Source organism: Litorilinea aerophila, from assembly GCF_006569185.2.
Lineage (GTDB): Bacteria > Chloroflexota > Anaerolineae > Caldilineales > Caldilineaceae > Litorilinea > Litorilinea aerophila.
Genome location: NZ_VIGC02000028.1, coordinates 29,003 through 45,900 on the forward strand (window position 1 = coordinate 29,003; position 16,898 = coordinate 45,900).

At 64.6% G+C, this 16,898-nt stretch carries 15 protein-coding genes and 1 pseudogene; 10 read left to right on the forward strand and 6 right to left on the reverse strand.

The genetic code is table 11. The annotated features are described in order from the left end of the window. Positions 1-155 precede the first annotated feature (155 nt). Complete coding sequence (locus FKZ61_RS18510) at positions 156-3,020, forward strand: UPF0182 family membrane protein (protein ID WP_141611630.1); 2,865 nt, start codon at positions 156-158, stop codon at positions 3,018-3,020. 402 nt (positions 3,021-3,422) lie between these two features. Here FKZ61_RS18510 and FKZ61_RS18515 read toward each other — a convergent pair whose 3' ends face one another. From FKZ61_RS18515 to rplU, 4 genes and pseudogenes are all read right to left on the reverse strand, one after another. Continuing rightward, positions 3,423-4,019: a thymidine kinase gene (locus FKZ61_RS18515; protein ID WP_229964314.1), complete on the reverse strand. Its 597-nt coding sequence runs from the start codon at positions 4,017-4,019 to the stop codon at positions 3,423-3,425. Positions 4,020-4,250: 231 nt separating this feature from the next. Further along, positions 4,251-4,454: pseudogene (gene rpmE, locus FKZ61_RS24515) on the reverse strand (50S ribosomal protein L31); the annotation flags it as partial. 1 nt (position 4,455) lies between these two features. Continuing rightward, a complete protein-coding gene (rpmA, locus tag FKZ61_RS18525; protein WP_141611632.1) occupies positions 4,456-4,719 on the reverse strand; it encodes a 50S ribosomal protein L27 in 264 nt (87 codons plus the stop codon). Between the two features lie 53 nt (positions 4,720-4,772). Then, positions 4,773-5,084 carry a 50S ribosomal protein L21 gene (rplU, locus tag FKZ61_RS18530; RefSeq protein WP_141611633.1) on the reverse strand — a complete coding sequence of 104 codons (312 nt, stop codon included), beginning with the start codon at positions 5,082-5,084 and terminating at the stop codon, positions 4,773-4,775. Between the two features lie 454 nt (positions 5,085-5,538). Between rplU and FKZ61_RS18535 the strand changes: the two genes are divergently transcribed. The 4 genes from FKZ61_RS18535 to FKZ61_RS18550 all read left to right on the forward strand — a co-directional run bounded on the left by FKZ61_RS18535 (position 5,539) and on the right by FKZ61_RS18550 (position 9,517). Then, positions 5,539-6,153: a TetR/AcrR family transcriptional regulator gene (locus FKZ61_RS18535; protein WP_211358631.1), complete on the forward strand. Its 615-nt coding sequence runs from the start codon at positions 5,539-5,541 to the stop codon at positions 6,151-6,153. 2 nt (positions 6,154-6,155) lie between these two features. Then, positions 6,156-7,493, forward strand: coding sequence for an HlyD family secretion protein (locus tag FKZ61_RS18540; protein WP_141611634.1), 1,338 nt, complete (start codon positions 6,156-6,158; stop codon positions 7,491-7,493). Positions 7,494-7,522: 29 nt separating this feature from the next. After that, the gene (locus FKZ61_RS18545; RefSeq protein ID WP_141611635.1) at positions 7,523-8,692 is read left to right on the forward strand and encodes an ABC transporter permease; all 1,170 of its coding nucleotides are present in this window, start codon (positions 7,523-7,525) and stop codon (positions 8,690-8,692) included. Between the two features lie 87 nt (positions 8,693-8,779). Further along, a complete protein-coding gene (locus FKZ61_RS18550) occupies positions 8,780-9,517 on the forward strand; it encodes an ABC transporter ATP-binding protein (protein ID WP_141611636.1) in 738 nt (245 codons plus the stop codon). A 365-nt stretch (positions 9,518-9,882) separates the two neighbouring features. Here FKZ61_RS18550 and FKZ61_RS18555 read toward each other — a convergent pair whose 3' ends face one another. Both FKZ61_RS18555 and FKZ61_RS18560 read right to left on the reverse strand, forming a co-directional pair. After that, complete coding sequence (locus tag FKZ61_RS18555; RefSeq protein ID WP_141611637.1) at positions 9,883-10,476, reverse strand: 2'-5' RNA ligase family protein; 594 nt, start codon at positions 10,474-10,476, stop codon at positions 9,883-9,885. Between the two features lie 7 nt (positions 10,477-10,483). Beyond that, positions 10,484-11,053 carry an L-2-amino-thiazoline-4-carboxylic acid hydrolase gene (locus FKZ61_RS18560; protein WP_229964315.1) on the reverse strand — a complete coding sequence of 190 codons (570 nt, stop codon included), beginning with the start codon at positions 11,051-11,053 and terminating at the stop codon, positions 10,484-10,486. A 551-nt stretch (positions 11,054-11,604) separates the two neighbouring features. Here FKZ61_RS18560 and FKZ61_RS18565 point away from each other — a divergent pair. The 5 genes from FKZ61_RS18565 to FKZ61_RS18585 all read left to right on the forward strand — a co-directional run bounded on the left by FKZ61_RS18565 (position 11,605) and on the right by FKZ61_RS18585 (position 16,886). Continuing rightward, positions 11,605-12,411, forward strand: coding sequence for a sulfurtransferase (locus tag FKZ61_RS18565; RefSeq protein WP_141611638.1), 807 nt, complete (start codon positions 11,605-11,607; stop codon positions 12,409-12,411). A 44-nt stretch (positions 12,412-12,455) separates the two neighbouring features. Beyond that, positions 12,456-13,733, forward strand: coding sequence for a YeeE/YedE family protein (locus FKZ61_RS18570; RefSeq protein WP_141611639.1), 1,278 nt, complete (start codon positions 12,456-12,458; stop codon positions 13,731-13,733). A gap of 92 nt (positions 13,734-13,825) precedes the next feature. Continuing rightward, positions 13,826-14,056, forward strand: coding sequence for a sulfurtransferase TusA family protein (locus tag FKZ61_RS18575; RefSeq protein ID WP_141611640.1), 231 nt, complete (start codon positions 13,826-13,828; stop codon positions 14,054-14,056). Positions 14,057-14,067: 11 nt separating this feature from the next. Further along, entirely contained in the window at positions 14,068-15,006 is a 939-nt protein-coding gene (locus FKZ61_RS18580) for a sulfurtransferase (RefSeq protein ID WP_141611641.1), read from the forward strand. Between the two features lie 581 nt (positions 15,007-15,587). Beyond that, positions 15,588-16,886, forward strand: coding sequence for a DUF342 domain-containing protein (locus tag FKZ61_RS18585; protein ID WP_141611642.1), 1,299 nt, complete (start codon positions 15,588-15,590; stop codon positions 16,884-16,886). Positions 16,887-16,898 lie beyond the last annotated feature (12 nt).

The following is a 16,898-nucleotide window of genomic DNA, read 5'->3' on the forward strand; positions in this document are numbered from 1 at the left end:
TCCGATGCGCCTCCTGGAAGGCATCCCACGGGCAGGATCGGTCAAAGTCTGTTACAATGACAGGGACCGATTGACAGACGACCCCCTGGATTGAAGCCGTTAAGCCGTTTCAGGCACGGTCCTCCCGGCCTGACGTGAGGTTTGAGGAAGCGAGCATGCGACAAAACGATCCTTTTGCCGATCTGATCCGCTCCATTGAAGAAAACCTGCAGGGCGAGGGCGACTGGATCCCGCCCGAGTCGGAGCGCCGCGCGGCGGGTTCCCAGGGCAACCCCCGGCGGATCCTCTGGTTCCTCCTGCCCTTGCTCCTGTTGATCTTCTTCAACCGGATCGTGGGCTTTTACACCGACTGGTACTGGTATGAGAGCCTGGGCTTTGAGCGGGTCTTTGTGACCCGGTTCCTGGCTTCCTTCGGGCTCTTTCTGGCCGGGGCCCTCTTCTTCTGGATTTTCCTGGCCTTGAATGTTCTCCTGGCTCGGCGGCTGGCGCCGGCCGGGTTGGCCAACACCGCGCTGGACCAGATCGCGAACGCACTGGGCATCCGCATCACCTCCATCATCCTGGGCGGCGGCGTCCTGCTGGCCCTGATTCTGGGGGGCAGCCTCTCCTCTCACTGGGAAGAGCTCCTCCTCTACTTAAACCAGGCGCCGTTCCAGGTCACTGACCCTGTCTTCAACCGGGATGTGGGCTTTTTCATCTTTACCCTCCCCATCTGGCAGCTGGCCCGCAACTGGCTCATGAGCGTCATCGTCATCACCCTGCTGGCCACAGCCTTTGTGGCTGGCGTGGGCTGGCGAACCTGGCGGGTGCGGACGCCCGTACTGGCCCATCTGAGCGTGCTGGGCGCGTTGATCCTGTTGCTGATTGCCTGGCAGTATCGTCTGGATGCCTACCAGCTGGTCTACAGCACCCGGGGCGCCGTCTTCGGGGCCGGCTACACCGACGTCAAGGCCCAGCTGCCTGCGTACAACATCCTGAGCATCGTCACCCTGGTCACCGCGGTGCTGCTGGTGGTGACCGTCTACCTGCGCCAGGCGTGGCGGGCCATCGTGGCCGTGCTGGTCATCTGGGTGGCCGTGGCCATTCTGGCCGGCAATTTCTATCCCGGCCTGGTGCAGCGTTTCCAGGTGAGCCCCAACGAGCTGAACCTGGAGCGCCCCTACATCGAGAACAACATCCAGTTCACCCGACTGGCCTATGACCTGGATCGCATCGAGGTTCGCTCCTACGACGCCTCCAACCAGCTCACGGCCGAATCCCTCCTGGCCGAGCCCCAGACCGTGCGCAACATCCGCCTCTGGGATTACCGGCCCCTGCTCCAGACCTACAACCAGATCCAGGCCCTGCGTCAGTACTACGAGTTCAACGACATCGACATCGACCGCTACACCATCGAGGGCGAGCGGCGCCAGGTGATGCTGGCTGCCCGGGAGTTGGTGCCGGAACGGCTGAACCAGAACGCCCAGACCTGGGTGAACCGCAAGCTGGTCTATACCCACGGCTATGGCGTGGCCGCCTCGCCGGTGGCCCAGGTCACCCGGGATGGTCTGCCCGAGTTTCTGCTCAAGGACCTGCCGCCCCAGGGGGCCATTCCCATCACCCAGCCCCAGATCTACTTCGGCGAGCTCACCAACGACTACGTCATTGTCCGCACAACCGAGCCCGAGTTTGACTTCCCCCGGGAAGGCGAGAACGTCACCACCCGCTTCACGGCAGACACGGGCATCGCCATGACCTTCTGGAAGCGCCTGCTCTTTGCCGTGCGTTTCGCCGATATCAACATCCTCCTCAACCAGGACATCCAGCCCGACAGCCAGCTCCTGTGGCGGCGCAACATCCTGGAGCGCATCCAGGAGGTGGCGCCCTTCCTGCGCTACGACCAGGACCCGTACATCGTCATCGGCGAAGATGGCCGCCTCTACTGGATGTTGGACGCGTATACGGTCAGCGATCGCTTCCCATACAGCGAGCCCTTTGGCTCCATCAACTACATCCGCAACCCGGTCAAGGTGGTGACCAACGCCTACGACGGCACCATGGCCTTCTACGTCATGGACGAGAACGAGCCCATCACCGCGGCCTACCGGCAGATCTTCCCGGACCTCTTCCGGCCTCTCAGCGCCATACCCGCCGGCCTCCAGGCCCACATCCGCTATCCGGTGGGCCTCTTCTCGGTGCAGGCAGAGATGTATCGCACCTACCACATGACCGACGTCAACCAGTTCTACAACAAGGAGGACGTCTGGGCCTGGCCCGAGGAGATCTTCGCCGATCAGCCCCAGCGCATCGAGCCCTACTACGTGCTCATGCAGCTGCCGGGCAGCAACGACCTGGACTTTGTCCTGATCCTGCCCTTTACCCCGGCCAATCGGGAAAACATGATCGCGTGGATGGCCGTCCAGAACGACCCGGGCAAGTACGGTCAGCAGCTGGTCTATGAATTCGGCAAGGATACCCTCTTCTACGGGCCCAAGCAGATCGAAGCCCGCATCGATCAGGACCCTGTCATCAGCGCCCAGCTCAGCCTCTGGAACCAGCAGGGCAGCGACGTGATCCGGGGGAACCTGCTGGTCATCCCCATCAACAACAGCCTGCTCTACGTGGAGCCCCTCTACCTGCAGGCGGCCAACGGCAAGATCCCCGAGCTGAAGCGGGTCATCCTGGCCACGGCCGACCGGGTGGTGATGGCCGAAAATCTGGGGTTGGCCCTGGTGGAGCTCTTCGGGCGGGATGTGCTGGCGGACAGCGCCGTGGCCGAACTGGCAGCCAGTACCGGCTCGCCCCTCCCGGGTGAAAGTAGCGGCGCAGTGGATGGCGGGAGCCCGGCTGCTGGGTCCACCGGCTCCGTGGCCGAGTTGATCCGCCAGGCCAACGAGCATTTCCAGCGGGCCCAGGACTATCTGCGGGACGGCAACTGGGCTGGCTACGGTGCTGAAATGGATGCCCTGCAGGCGGTTCTGGAGCAGCTGGCTGCCCTGACGGGCGTCAACCCCGCCGAGCCTGCCGCCACAACGCCGTAGGACAGCGCCAGCATCTCTGTCCAGCGATCTGGGTCCGGCCCCATGGGGCGGCTGGGAGCCGCTACAGCAAACCGGCACCCTTTCGCGATTGGCGACAGCGGGGGGCACAGAGGCCCGCCCCTACGGAAACGGGCACCAGGTCGTAGGCGGGGCGAATCATGATTCGCCCCGCCTACGACTACATGCTGCGCAGCCGTCGTCATCCTTTCATCCGCCTGGGTTCTGTGGATCGGATCTGCAAAGATAGTGGCAGGAGAGAATCACCCGAATCCGCGTTCATCTGCGTGGGGCAGCGTCCTCATTTGACCCTTTTGCAGCAGAACCTGGAGATGGAACGGGGAAAGGGGCGGGGCCTGGGGGAGGAGGGAAGTCCCGACTGCAGCCGCCGGCGGAATCGCCGGCTCAGTCGGCGGCGCCGGGCTTCCCGGGGACCTGGTGACAGTTTCGGCAGCGGGCCTCGTAGCGCTCGCTGCCGCCTACCAGGATGATGGGATCGTCGTAGCGGGCAGGCCGGCCGTCGATGAGGCGCTGGGTTCGGCTGGCCGACGCGCCGCAGACCACACAGATGGCGTGGAGTTTATCCACCCGTTCGGCCAGGGCCATGAGCAGGGGCATGGGACCAAAGGGCTCGCCCCGGAAATCCTGGTCCAGCCCAGCCAGGATCACCCGCCTGCCCTGGTCGGCCAGCACGGTACAGACGTCGGCGATGCTCCAGTCGAAGAACTGGACCTCGTCGATGGCGATCACCTCCGTCTCGGGCAGTACCAGGGGCAGGATCTCTTCGGCCTTTTCCACCACGATGACCTCTTCCCGGGAAAGGCCGTTGTGGGAGGTGACCCGGTCCAGGCCATAGCGGTGGTCCAGCTGGGGTTTGAAGAGCTGCACCCGTTTGCGGGCAATCTCGGCCCGACGTACCCGGCGCAGCAGTTCTTCCGTCTTGCCGCTGAACATGGAGCCGCAGATCAGCTCAATCCAGCCGCCACTGGGTTGGTAGTGCATGGGGTCCATTCCTGCCAAGGGGAAAATCAACAGGGCAGAGACGCCAGCCTCTGCCCTGAATTTCTCACTTTCTTGCCGATCTCGCTGCAGCCGTTAGCTGTCCAGGTCGTATTTGGCCAGGACCTCGGCAGCGGCCGCCTCGGGATCGTCGCCCCGGGCGCGTGCTTTGCGGGCCGCTTCTTCGGCTTCCCGGCGGGCACGGGCCTGCAGCTCCCGGCGGGCGGCGTCGCTCTGCCGGCGCTCCAGGCGCTTCATGAAACGTTCCACCTGGCCGGCCGTGTCCACGATGCGCTGCTCACCCGTGTAGAAAGGGTGGCAGGTGCTGCAGACGTCGGTGCGGATCTCCGGGACCGTGCTGCCGGTGATCCAGGTGGCGCCACAGGAACAGATCACCCGGGCGTTGGGATAGTAGGTGGGGTGAATATCCGGCTTCATTTTACTGTACCTTCTCTGGATAGACGCTGACTCGCTTCCGCTTCCCTCGAGCCCACTCGAAGGCCACGTAGCCATCGATCGTCGCGAACAGGGTGTCATCCTTGCCCTTGCCGACGTTCACACCAGGATGGAACTTGGTGCCCCGCTGGCGCACAAGAATGTTGCCAGCCCGGACGAACTGGCCGCCGAAGCGCTTCACGCCCAGACGCTGTGCATTCGAATCACGGTTGTTGCGGCTGGAACCACTACCTTTTTTGTGTGCCATTGCTCTTTGCTCCTTACTCTCCGCTCACGCACCCCACAGACTCTGGGATCCCGTCACGCGTCGATGGACTCAATCTGGAGGCGGGTCAAATATTGACGATGGCCGCGGCGTACCCGAATGCGCTTCTTGGGGCGGTAGCGGAAGACCAGGATCTTCTTGCCCCGATATTGGCCCGTGATGCGCGCCGTGACGCTGGCCCCTTCTACCTTGGGCTGCCCCACCTTGAGCTCACCGTCATTGGCGACCAACAAGACATCGTCCAGCTGGATCTGGTCACCCACCTCTCCATCCAGCTTTTCCACTTCGAGGATGTCGCCGACGGCCACCCGATATTGTTTGCCGCCGGTGCGAATGACTGCGTACATGCCGTTTTTCCTTTCTAGCCGCGTTCAGGCGGGTCTCGTATGAATCCTGAAGCTTCGTCAGCGGCTTTGCGCCCGCAACGGCCGGGCACAATTCCTGAAAAGTTTGATCTTTTTCGGCGCTGTTTTTGGACGCCAGGCGAATATCAAAGCGAGCCGGCTGCAGCCCACCAGGGTGCACCTGCCCGATATCAGAATCGCCCACAAAGGCCGATTATACCCCACTTCAATCCACCCGGTCAAAATCCAGAAGCCCCCTGACGTCATGCCATTGCCGCGGGCGTTTGGGCGTATCCCAAGTGTCTGATGTTTGGGAGGATAACCTACCTGTCGATAGGTAGGTTTGTGTTAGAATGCAGGAACAGGTTCCGGGTTCATGCGTGAAACCTGTGGTTTCTGCAGTGAACTTCGGCACGAATCTGCAACGAGAGAGGCCGCGAACGGATAGGAGTGTCTGGTGGAGATTGAAAGCAGCGAGTCCCGTCAGCGGGTCTTGGATGCAGCCGAAAGGCTGTTTATGGAACATGGCTACGGCGCCGTGACCCTGCGGGACATTGCCCAGAGCCTGGGGATCCGCCAGGCTTCCCTGTACTATCACTTTCCCGAGGGCAAGGAGCAGCTCTACGTGGCCGTGGTGGAGCGCCTCATGGCCCGCCATCAGGCCGGGTTGGAGGAGGTCATCCAGCAGGCCGGGCCGGACCTGGCCGCACAACTGGAGGCTGTGACCCACTGGTTTGGAGGGCAGCCCCCCATCCACTTCCTGGGCATGATGCACGCGGACCTGCCGGCCCTTTCCCCGGAAGCCCGGGCCCTTGTGGCCCGGCTGGCCTACCAGGCCCTGTTCATGCCCCTACGCACGGCCTTCACCGCGGCCCAGGAGCGGGGAGAAGCCCGTCCCATCGATCCAGATTTGCTGGCCGGCCTCTTTGTCTCCATGCTGGATGGGATCACCTTCAGCCTCAGCCAACAGCAGCGCCTTTCGCGCCAGGCCATGTTCGAAGCCATGCTTTCCCTCTTTTTGGATGGCCTGCGTTCTCGTCCCCGATTCACATCACAGGATGAAAATCGTTGAAGATGAAAGCCAAAATTTTTCGCAAGCCCTTATTCTTTTCTGCCCTGTTGTTCTTGGTCGTACTGGTGTTGACCGTGGTTGGCCTGCAGGTTTGGGCCGGCCCTACAGCGCAAGATGAGCGGGTCAATGTGGAGTCGGCCGATCCCAATGCCCCGCCGTCCCCGGAGCTGGCCGCCATCACCGTGGACGCCCGGGTCGTGCCTGTACGGCAGGCCACCCTGAGCTTCCAGGCGGCCGGCATGGTGGCCCAGGTCCTGGTGACAGAGGGCCAGGCAGTGACGGCGGGTCAACGGTTGCTGGCTCTGGATGCGGCGCGGGAGCGCACCGCCGTGAGTCAGGCCGAAGCCACCCTGCGCCAGGCCCAGGCCCGCTATGACCAGTTGCGCGCCGGCCCCCAGCCTCAGGAGGTGGAACAGATGCGGGCCCAGCTGGCCGCGGCCCAGGCCCGGCTTGACCGGCTGCGGATGGCTTCGGCGCCCGGGCAGTTGGCCGCGGCAGAAGCCGCCCTGGACGCGGCCCAGGCCAATTTGCAGCAGGTTCTGGATGGGCCTTCCCAGCAGACCCTGATCGCCGCCCAGGCAGAGCTGGCCAACGCCGAGGCAGCCCTGCGGCAGGCCCAGGCCGCCTACGACCGGGTCAAGTGGCGCAACGACGTGGGCGCCCTGCCGGAATCCGCCGCCCTGCAGCAGGCTACCAACAATTACGAGGCCGCCCGAGCGCGATGGTTGGACCTGCAACAGGGCCCCACCCAGGCTGAGGTGGATGCGGCCGTGGCCCAGGTGCAGCAAGCCCAGGCCCGGGTGGATGAATTGAAGGCCGCCCTTTCGCCAGACCTGGCCGCAGCAGAGGCCGAGGTGCGCCAGTTCCAGGCCAGCCTGGAACTCCTGGAGGCGGGCCCCACGCCGGAAGAGCTGGCCGTGGCCCAGGCCGAGGTTGCCGCTGCCACCGCCGCCCTCCAGCAGGCGCTGGTAGCCCTGGGCCGAACGGAGTTGCGCGCCCCCTTTGACGGCACCGTGGCCCGGCTGGACATTAACCCGGGTGAGCAGGTCAACGGCGGCGAGCCGGTGCTCCAGCTGGCTGATCTCTCCCGTTGGGAAGTGCGTACTGAAGACCTGACCGAATTTGAAGTGGTGGGTATTCGAGTGGGGGCGCCGGTCCAGATAACTTTCGACGCCCTGCCCGGTCTGCGCCTTCCCGGCCAGGTGGTCCGGATTCGGCCCATCGGGGCTGATCAGCGGGGCGACATCGTCTATACCGCGGTCATCGCCCTGTTGGAGAGCGATGACCGGCTTCTGTGGAATATGACCGCAGTGGTAAACCTGGCGCCGGGCCAGGAATGAGCCATGGCTATCGGGAGCAGCAATAAAAGATGAAACAAGGACGCGTGGCCTTTCACCTGGCCTTCAAGGAAATCTGGCACAACCGAAATCGCTACCTGCTCATCAGCCTGGTGGTGGCCCTCATCACCACCCTGGTGCTCTTCATCGCGGCGCTATCCGAAGGATTGGCGCTCGGCAACCGGGAGTACCTGGAAAAGCTGAACGCCGAGTTGTTGGTCTATCAGGGCAATGTGGACCTCTCCATCGGGGCCAGCCGGCTGGGCCGTTCCAGGCTGAACGCCATCCGCCGGGTGGAGGGCGTGGCCGACGCGGGGCAGATCTGGACGGCCTCGGCCACTCTGGTGTTGGGGCCCGGCCAGGATCCGGTGGACATTGCCCTCATCGGCGTGGAGCCCGGTAAGCCCGGGGAGCCTCCGGCCCTTTTGGGGAGACCGCTGGCCCGCAGCCGGGGCAATGAGGTGATCCTGGACCGCAACACAGCCGTGCGTACCGGCCTGACGGTGGGCGACAAGGTCACCATCCAATCCATTCAGGGCACAGAGGAACAGTTCTATACCCTGGATGTGGTCGGCATCAGCGATGGCCAGAGCTTCCTGTTACAGCCATCCGTCTTCCTGCCCTACCTGACCTGGGAAAAGGTGCGCCCCCAAGGCGAAGAAGGAAATGCGGAGGGTGAGTTGGTTTCCAACCTGATTGCCGTCCGCCTGGAGCATCCCGAAGAGATGGCCGTTGTGGCCAGCCGCCTGACCCAACAGGTGGCTGGCATTCAGGTGGTCGATCGTCGAACCGCCTACGAAGCCACCCCCGGCTACACGGCCCAGAAAAGCACCCTGGACACCCAGCGCTACTTTACGTTCTTCATTGGCGTGCTGGTGGTGGGCGGCTTTTTCCAGATTCAGACCTTGCAAAAGGTCGCCCAGATCGGCATGCTCAAGGCCATCGGCGCTACCCCGTGGACCATCGCCCTGGCGGCCCTGGTGCAGATCGTTGCCATCAACGCCCTGGGGGTATTGTTGGGCAGCGGGGGGTCCCTGGCGCTCTCCCTCAGCTTCCCACCCACCATTCCCATCGTCTTCACGGGGCAGTCGGTGCTCTCTGCTGTCCTTGCCCTGCTGCTTATTGGCCCGCTGGGCGGATTGATCTCGGTCTGGATGCTGTTGCGGGTGGAGCCGTTGACCGCATTGGGGCTGGCCCAGTGAGCGGCCCAGGGGAACGGCGTTTGAGGAGTCCTTCTGGATGCCCGGAAGGATCCTGGAGACTAGAAGGCAGAAGCAGGAGGCGAAAGCATGGATGAAGCGCTCCAGGTAATAGAGGTCAGCAAGGTGTATGGCGAAGGGGTCACCGCGGTCACCGCAGTGGATCATGTGTCGCTGGCCGTGGCCCCTGGCGAATTTGTCGCCCTGGTGGGCCCCAGCGGCTCCGGCAAGACCACCCTGCTGGCCATCCTGGCCGGGCTCCTGCGGCCCACGACGGGAACCGTACGCATCGATGGTCAGGATCTGCATGCCATGGGGGAAGTGGAGCGAACCCGTTTTCGCGCCCGTTCCATCGGCTTTGCCTTCCAGTCCAACAACCTGGTGCCCTACCTGACAGCCCGGGAAAATGTGGAGCTTATGTTGCGCCTCAACGGGCAAGATGGTCGAGAAAATCGGCGACGGGCAGCGGAGCTGCTGGAGCGCCTGGGGTTGGGGGGCCGCCTGAACAACTACCCGGAACAGCTTTCCGGCGGCCAGCAGCAACGGGTGGCCATTGCCCGGGCCCTGATCCACGAGCCCAGCGTGGTCTTGGCCGATGAACCCACCGCCAGCCTGGACACCGAACGGGCCCACCAGGTGGTGGAGACCTTCGCCAGCCTGATCCACGAGCAGAACCGGGCCGGCATCATGGTGACCCACGACCTGCGCATGTGTCGGTACGTGGACCGGGTGGTGCGGATGATGGATGGCAAAGTCGTTCAAGTCCTCACCGATCGGGCCGAGATCCTGGCCCTGGCCGATTTCAGCGCCTTTCAGGAGGCAGCCTGACCAAGCGGCCGCCGTCTGCTGGGGAGTGCCAGCAGTGTTTGCCGTTTTCTCCGACTTTTGACGTAGAAACGGCTGCAGAAACTCCCGACATCTGACCGATGGCGGCGGGCGGCCAGGCTGATAGAATCCCATACAGAACAGAATTGGTGCATCTGTTCTCCTCCTTTCGGGTTTTCTTTCTCCTGGCAAATGCCGCCAATGGGTTCCCATTGGCGGCATTTGCTGTTGGATCGGCTTGACTCTACTGCACAAAGGTCAAATGAGGAAGCTGACCCGCGCAGATGAACGCTGCTTCGGGTTACTGTCTCCTGCGTTTCTTTGCGCCTTTGCGTTCAAAAATGCCCTTTTTGCAGGGAAGTCATCGGCTATTTGGCAGGCGCTGCCAGCGGAATCGGGATGCGCCGCCGTTGAACCTCTTCGGACTCCCCATCCTGCTGGAAGACCACCATCCACAGGGTATCGACCACAAACTGGGCGGCCAGGCCGATTTCCCGCAGCTGCTCCACCATCTCATCCGCCTCCGGTTGGGCCAATCCCAGGGCCAGGGTGATGTGGGGGATAAAGTCCGTCCGCTTCAATTCCGGGTAGAGGTCGCTGCGTAGCTCGGCCGTGGCCTGGTCCAGCTCTTCCTGAAGTCGGCGGAGCACCCGCATGCCCATGTCGTCCTGGTCGGTGAAGGAAAGGAAGACCGCGTGGTAGCGGGGGCGGGTCCAATCCGGCACGGCCCGGGGCTGGGCCAGGCGTACTTCAAACGGGTGATAGCGCGCGCAGACGGCCTCCACCCGTTCCTGGATTTGGGCCAGAGGGGCCCTGGCCTGGGCTGTGGGCAGCAGGGTGATGTGGCCACCCCAGGCTGGCCAGCTGGCGCCCGGTGTTTCCTCGGCCCAGCGGCGGAAGCGCCGTTCAATGGTCTCCGGCAGGAAGATGACGATACTGAAGGTATCCGGAGGAGGGCTCATGGACGGGTCACGCAGGGGCGGGATCGCCGGGATCGTCGCTGGCCGGGCCGGCCTGGGGTTTCAGCCGGTAGCGGAAGTCGCAGCAGGGCGCCCCTTCCATGATGGTCTGGGTGCGGGTGAGCTCCACGTCCGGGTTGAAACCCTGGATGAGGGCGTAGTCCCGGTTGCAGGAGAGGACGGCGCCCAGCTCGGGGATGCCCAGGGCCCGGTACAGCTCGGCATAGCGACAGCGAGTGACGTTGAAGGAAAATTCCTGGGGAGAACGGGCCACTTCCTGGATCTCCAGGGCATTGTCCCGAGTCCAGAACTGCAGGGACTCGGCGAAGTGCTCCAGGGAGTTGCCGCCCATGACATGGACCAGATCCCGGCCCTGCTCCTGGGCAATGCGGATGATGGTCTCCCGCACCACCGCCAGAACCTCGTCCCGGCCAAAGGCCTCCCCCAGGGCCTCCAGGATGGGGGCCAGGATGCGGGCTTCCACCTCCCGGCGGGTGAGCACACCGATGCGGGCGTTGAGATCGTCCGGTGGTGGAGTGGGCTTTGCGCCCGGTTGGACGGATGCGGTGGACTGGCTCATGGTGACATCTCCTTTCTCTGTGATGTCGCCGGCATGGGCCCTTTCACAGCCAGCCGGCCTGGGAATGCCCCCATTGTACCATACCCCGCCGCTGTGGCCGTGCCTCCGCGGCGTTCAGAACACCCGATGAGGGGAAATTTGACAGCCCGGGGCCATCCACCTATAATCGCGCCAGTCTGCCCGGTATGCAGACGAATTCGCGGCGGCTGATGCCGCCCCGGAGAAACCCAGCCTCGGAGAAACCCAGTCCAGAGTCATGCTTTCACTGCAATCCAGCCGTCTCAATTTGACCTGTTGCATCTGTCCAGGGCGGAGGCAGTGTCCTTCGGCTCTGGCCGGGTGACCCACGGGTTCGCCAGCCAAACCGACCCACTGCCTCCGCTGCGCAACCGGCGGTAGAGAAGTGGGGAGATGCGACCAACAGCGCTCAATCCCCTTGAGCGCTTTTTTATTGACCTGCATAGACCAGCGCCGCCGGATCTGCTCAGCCGGCGGCGTTTTTGTTTTTCTGCAAGCAGAAAGGAGCCTGCGTGACGGAACAAGGGAAAACGATGTCACAGCCGCAGACACAGCCCCGTCCACCCGGCCTGATCGTCCAGCCCGGGTGGCTGGCAGCCCATCTGGATGATCCCAGCCTGCGCCTGTTTGACCTGCGCCCGGAGGAAAGCTATCGGGAAGGACACATCCCCGGCGCCATCCACCTGGACCTGGAGGAGCTCCGCCACCAGGTGGACGGGGTGGAGGGGATGTTGCTTCCGGCGGACCAGTTCGCCCGGCGCCTGGGGGAGCTGGGGGTGGATCACACCACGTGGGTGGTGGCCTACGACGGGAACTGGGGACTCCTGGCGGCCCGCCTGGTCTGGTCCCTGGCCCGCTACGGCCACACGGGGGCGGCAATACTCAACGGTGGCGCGGACCGCTGGCAGGAGGAAGGCCACCCCTGGACCCAGGAGGTGGCCCGACCCCGGCCCACCACCTTCGTCCCTGTCCCCCGAGACGAACACCTGGCGGAGCGGGCATGGCTGCGTCGGCAACTGGGGCGGGCGGACCTGGTGGTGGTGGACACCCGCACACCTGGCGAGTATGCCCAGGGCCACCTGCCCGGCGCGGTCAACTGGGATTGGATGAACGGGGTGCCGGTGGGCAGCTGGGATGCCGTGCGTGATGACGATGGGCTGCGCACGGAGCTGGCCGTCCGGGGTATCACGCCAGATCGGGAAGTGGTGACCTACTGCCAGTCGGGCGTCCGTGCGGCCCACACCTATCTCCTGTTGCGCCATCTGGGCTATCCCCGGGTACGCAACTACGACGGTTCCTGGGCCGAGTGGTCCCACTATGGCGAGCCCCGGGAGCCGTGATGGATCCATCCATGCCAACCTTTCAGCAGCCGTGAGGGTTTATCATGAGCAGTAACCTGGAGCGTAACCGGCCCACCGGGTGGCAGGCCCTGGCCTGCTCCCTGGGCTACGAAGAAGGGATTCGGCTGGCGGCCCATGTACGGATGGGGTTGCTGGCCACCCTGGCTGCCCTGGCCATCCTGTTGATGGCCAGCGCCGTCGGCGGCGAGATGGGGCTCTTTTGGGCCTTTGGCCTGGCGTTTGGCTTTGTGTTGCAGCGAAGCCGCTTCTGTTTTGCCAGCGCGTTTCGAGACATTTTCCTGCTGCGCCATGGCCGCAACATGAAGGGCGTGTTGGTGGGGCTGGCCGTGGCCACGGTAGGCTTTGCCCTGCTCATGAGCAAGCAGGTGCCCAACCCGAGCCTGGGCATCCTGCCGCCCAGCGCCAACGTCCTTCCCCTGGGCTGGCACGTGGTGTTGGGCGGGCTTCTCTTCGGCCTGGGCATGGTGGTGGCCGGGGGCTGTGTCTCGGGCAGCATCTACCGCATGGGCGAAGGGTACGTGGCCTCGTGGGTGAGTTTCGGCGGCATCATGGTGGGCCTGCTGGTGGCCGGCTACACCTGGAACTGGTGGTGGGATCACCAGATCGCCAGTGGAGCCCGGCTCTGGCTGCCCGCCTATGTGGGCCATGGCGGCGCCGTGGCGTTGACCCTGGTGGGCCTGGCCGCGGTCTATCTCCTGGTGCTCTGGTGGGAGAGCCGGGGTGGGCTGGTGATCCCGGACCTGCCCTTCCGCGGCAGCGATGAGGAGACCTTTGCCGCCCGGCTGAACGACGCCCTGCGGCGGGTGTTCGTCCACGGCTGGACGGCCACCGTCGGGGGGGCGGTGTTGGGCGGGCTGAACGTCTTGCTCTTCCTGGCCTCCCACCCCTGGGGCTTCACCGGCGAGGTCTCCCGCTGGGTGATCGGCTTCACCAACTGGCTGGGCGTGGGGCCGGGGGAACTGGCCGGCGCGGCCAACCTGCCGGGCTGCGCCCTGGAGCTGGGCGATGGGGGGATTCTGCACCACATGCTGTTCCTGGTGTGGGGCATGGTCTTCGGTTCGTTCATCGCGGCCCTCTTTGCCGGCGAGTTCAAAATCCGGCTGCCCCGCCAGAAGAGCCGCTACGTCCAGGCCCTGGGCGGCGGCGTGGTGATGGGCTACGGGGCCGGCATCGCCATGGGCTGCACCATCGGGGCGTTCTTTTCTGCCATCCCCTCTCTGGCGGTCAACGGTTGGGTTTTCGCCGTCTTCCTGGCCATGGGCGCCTGGCTGGGGACACAGGTGATCCAGCGGATTCAGTAGGGATTGGGGATCCAGTGATTGGGGCGTGGCGTCGATTCGTCAATTGTTGAAAGATCAAATAAAGAAAGCGATGAGGAAGGAGGAGTGAAACGATGGCATTGAAGCAGTTGGATGTGCGGGGTGAGATCTGCCCCTACCCCATGATGAAAGCGGTGGAAGCGTTGAAGAAGTTGGGGCCCAACGACGAGGGCCTGGAGGTGATCACCGACCACGCGCCGGCCCTGGAGACCATTCCCACCCAGGCCGCACGGCTGGGCTATCGCGCCGATATCCAGGAGACCGGTTCCCCCGAATGGCGCATCACGTTGATCAGAGCCAAGTGAGGAAGGAACCCATGAACGTACGCAAGTGGATTCTCGTCCCCCTGTTGTTGCTGGCCGTGGTGGCCGGAGCCTGTGCTGCCCCGGCCGCGCCGGCTGCCAGCCCGGCCGGTGAACAGGCCGCGGCGCCGGAAGGCTATGCCCGGCCAGAGGTGTTGGTGGATACCGAGTGGGTCCTGGCCCACCTGGACGACCCCAACGTGCGCTTTATCGAGCTGGGCAGCCAGGAAGATTACGACGCCGGCCATCTGCCAGGCGCAGTCCACGTGGATCTCTTCGCCGACATGACCAACCCGGAGGATTCCACCCGCGGCCAGATCCTGACCCAGGAGGCCCTCTCCGCCCTGATGAGCCGCCTGGGCGTCACCCGGGACCAGACGGTGGTCTTCTATGACCGCAACGACAACCTGCTGGCGGCCCGGGCCTATTGGGTGCTGAAGTACTACCAGCACGAGGACGTGCGCATCTACAACGGCGGCACCAAACAGTGGGAAGCGGCCGGCCAATCCTACAGCACCGACCCGGTGGAGGTAGCGGCCACCGACTACGTGGCAGGCGAGCCAGACCTCTCCATCCGCACCACGGCCGAGTACGTGCTGGAGCATCTGGACGACCCGTCCACCGTGCTGTGTGACACCCGGAATCCCAACGAGTACGCCGGCACGGACGTGCGCGCGGCCCGGGGGGGCCACATCCCCGGCGCCATCAACGTCGAGTGGGTGCACGCGGTCAACAGCGACGGAACCTTCAAGGATGCCCGCAGCCTCTACGAGCTCTACACCAAAGCGGGCTTCACGCCGGACAAGGAGATCATCACCTACTGCCAGACCGGCGTGCGGGGCGCCCACACCTGGTTCGTCCTCCGGGAGCTGTTGGGCTTCCCCAACGTGCGCAACTACGACGGCTCCTGGGAGGAGTATGGCAACCGGGAGGATACCCCCATCGAGTCGTAGGTCGAAACCGGCGACAGCCCAGCATCAATAGCGGTAAATACCGGCTAAATACCACGGCAGAAATTCGGCGGTGCAGCCGCCGGTGGAAACCATCCGCGAGTTTCTGCCGGGCAAAGTGCGATGCCCTGCCACAAGGGCGTCGCACTTTTTATATTGGCCGGTTATATTATATTGGCCGGAGCCGCGCCGCGTCAGGGTGTAGTTATCCCACCGCAGGTAGAGCCCGCAGCTGGGCTTCGTCATGAACTTAAAGAGATGGCTCTACTGCACAAAGGTCAAATGAGCACGCTGACCCACGCAGATGAACGCGGATTCGGGTGATTCTCTCCTGCGTTTCTTTGCGCCTTTGCGTTCAAAAATGCCCTTTTTGCAGCGGAGTCAAGAGATACGAATCGCCCGGCATGCTTGAGCGAAGGGGGGTCGCGTGCTATACTCTGGCCGAAGGTTGGCGCCTGCGTCCGAAGCTGGGGACGGACTGTTGCCAGGAGCGGCGCATGGGGCGCAGGGGCGCAGGCCCGCCCGTCGCCACCCGGTTGGTCCGTCCGCACGATGTTTTCATCATGGGCACAAAGGAGATGTGCATGCACGCTTGGTGTCGGCTTCGACTCAATTCCCTGGCCAGGCATTGGATAGTGCTGGGGATCCTGATCCTGCTGGGGCTGGCCACTGTGACCGGGACGGCCCAGGCCGCCCAGATGGGCGGTGGCGAGACCTACTACCTGCCCGCTGGGGAGGTAATCCAGGATGACCTCTACGTGGCGGGGGGCGAAATCATCATCGACGGTACGGTGGACGGCGACCTCATTGCCGCGGGCGGCTACATCGAGGTCAACGGTGTGGTCACCGGCGATGCCATCCTGGCCGGTGGCGGCATCCAGGTGACCGGCGTCATCCAGGATGACGCCCGCCTGGCCGGCGGCGGCATTGTGATTTCGGGCGATGTGGGCGATGATCTGCTGGTGGCAGGCGGCGGGGGCCCCGGCATGTTTCTCTTCCCCACCGGTCCCCGGCAGGTGGCCCAGGGGATCCAGCTGTTGGGGAGCGCCACGGTGGGCGGTGATGCCTTCATCGTGGGCGGGCAGGGCGCGCTGGCCGGTTCGGTGGCCGGTGATTTGACGGCCGGCATGGGGGCCATTGACTTTAGCGGCCGGGTGGCGGGCAACGCTTCCCTGAACGCCAACACCTTGCGGGTCAACCCGGCCAGCCAGGTGGAGGGCGTCCTGCGCTACTCCACGCCCCAGGCCGAGGAAATTCCGGCCGGGGTGGCGGCCGCCGTGGAGTATGAAGCTCCCGCGAGCCGGGAAGAAACCACACCGGGCCGCAACCCCTTCCTGGGCTTCCTGGGCTGGATCTTACGGACATTTCTCATCCTGCTGGGGCTGTTGCTGTTGGCGTGGATCCTGCTCCGGCTGGCTCCTCGCAGCCTGACCGGGCCGGCCGAGGCCCTGGCCACGCAGCCGGTGGAGGCCGGCATCTACGGCGTTCTGGCGGCGGCGGCAGTGCTTCCCGTGGCGGCGGGCCTGGCTTTTCTGGCCGGCCTGTTTTGGGGGTGGTTTTCCGGCGGCCTGGTGGTGCTGGCCTTTCTGCTGGGGGCGGCGGCCCTGCTCTGGCTGCTCAGCCCCCTGGTGACCGGCCTCTGGCTGGGGCGGCAGCTTGCGCCCTACGTGGGGCTCTCCGCCGGGGATTCCCTCCCGGCCCTGATCCTGGGCGTGGCTGTGATCGTGGTGGTCAGCCGGGTGCTGGGGGCCGTGCCCTGCGTGGGGGTGCTGGTGGCCGGCACCATCTACCTGTTGAGTTTTGCCCTGGCCGTCGGCGGCCTGTTCTTGAGCTGGCGAGGGCAGCGGGGCCAGGCTATCCCCCTGCCGGAGCCTGCCTCTTGATGGGAGCGGGGA

Bases quoted from the DNA above. Each gene is read 5' to 3' on its own strand.
- FKZ61_RS18510 (WP_141611630.1), top strand. From the start codon at position 156: ATGCGACAAAACGATCCTTTTGCCGATCTGATCCGCTCCATTGAAGAA.
- FKZ61_RS18515 (WP_229964314.1), bottom strand. From the start codon at position 4,019: ATGCACTACCAACCCAGTGGCGGCTGGATTGAGCTGATCTGCGGCTCC.
- rpmA (WP_141611632.1), bottom strand. From the start codon at position 4,719: ATGGCACACAAAAAAGGTAGTGGTTCCAGCCGCAACAACCGTGATTCG.
- rplU (WP_141611633.1), bottom strand. From the start codon at position 5,084: ATGTACGCAGTCATTCGCACCGGCGGCAAACAATATCGGGTGGCCGTC.
- FKZ61_RS18540 (WP_141611634.1), top strand. From the start codon at position 6,156: ATGAAAGCCAAAATTTTTCGCAAGCCCTTATTCTTTTCTGCCCTGTTG.
- FKZ61_RS18545 (WP_141611635.1), top strand. From the start codon at position 7,523: ATGAAACAAGGACGCGTGGCCTTTCACCTGGCCTTCAAGGAAATCTGG.
- FKZ61_RS18550 (WP_141611636.1), top strand. From the start codon at position 8,780: ATGGATGAAGCGCTCCAGGTAATAGAGGTCAGCAAGGTGTATGGCGAA.
- FKZ61_RS18555 (WP_141611637.1), bottom strand. From the start codon at position 10,476: ATGAGCCCTCCTCCGGATACCTTCAGTATCGTCATCTTCCTGCCGGAG.
- FKZ61_RS18560 (WP_229964315.1), bottom strand. From the start codon at position 11,053: ATGAGCCAGTCCACCGCATCCGTCCAACCGGGCGCAAAGCCCACTCCA.
- FKZ61_RS18565 (WP_141611638.1), top strand. From the start codon at position 11,605: ATGTCACAGCCGCAGACACAGCCCCGTCCACCCGGCCTGATCGTCCAG.
- FKZ61_RS18570 (WP_141611639.1), top strand. From the start codon at position 12,456: ATGAGCAGTAACCTGGAGCGTAACCGGCCCACCGGGTGGCAGGCCCTG.
- FKZ61_RS18575 (WP_141611640.1), top strand. From the start codon at position 13,826: ATGGCATTGAAGCAGTTGGATGTGCGGGGTGAGATCTGCCCCTACCCC.
- FKZ61_RS18580 (WP_141611641.1), top strand. From the start codon at position 14,068: ATGAACGTACGCAAGTGGATTCTCGTCCCCCTGTTGTTGCTGGCCGTG.
- FKZ61_RS18585 (WP_141611642.1), top strand. From the start codon at position 15,588: ATGCACGCTTGGTGTCGGCTTCGACTCAATTCCCTGGCCAGGCATTGG.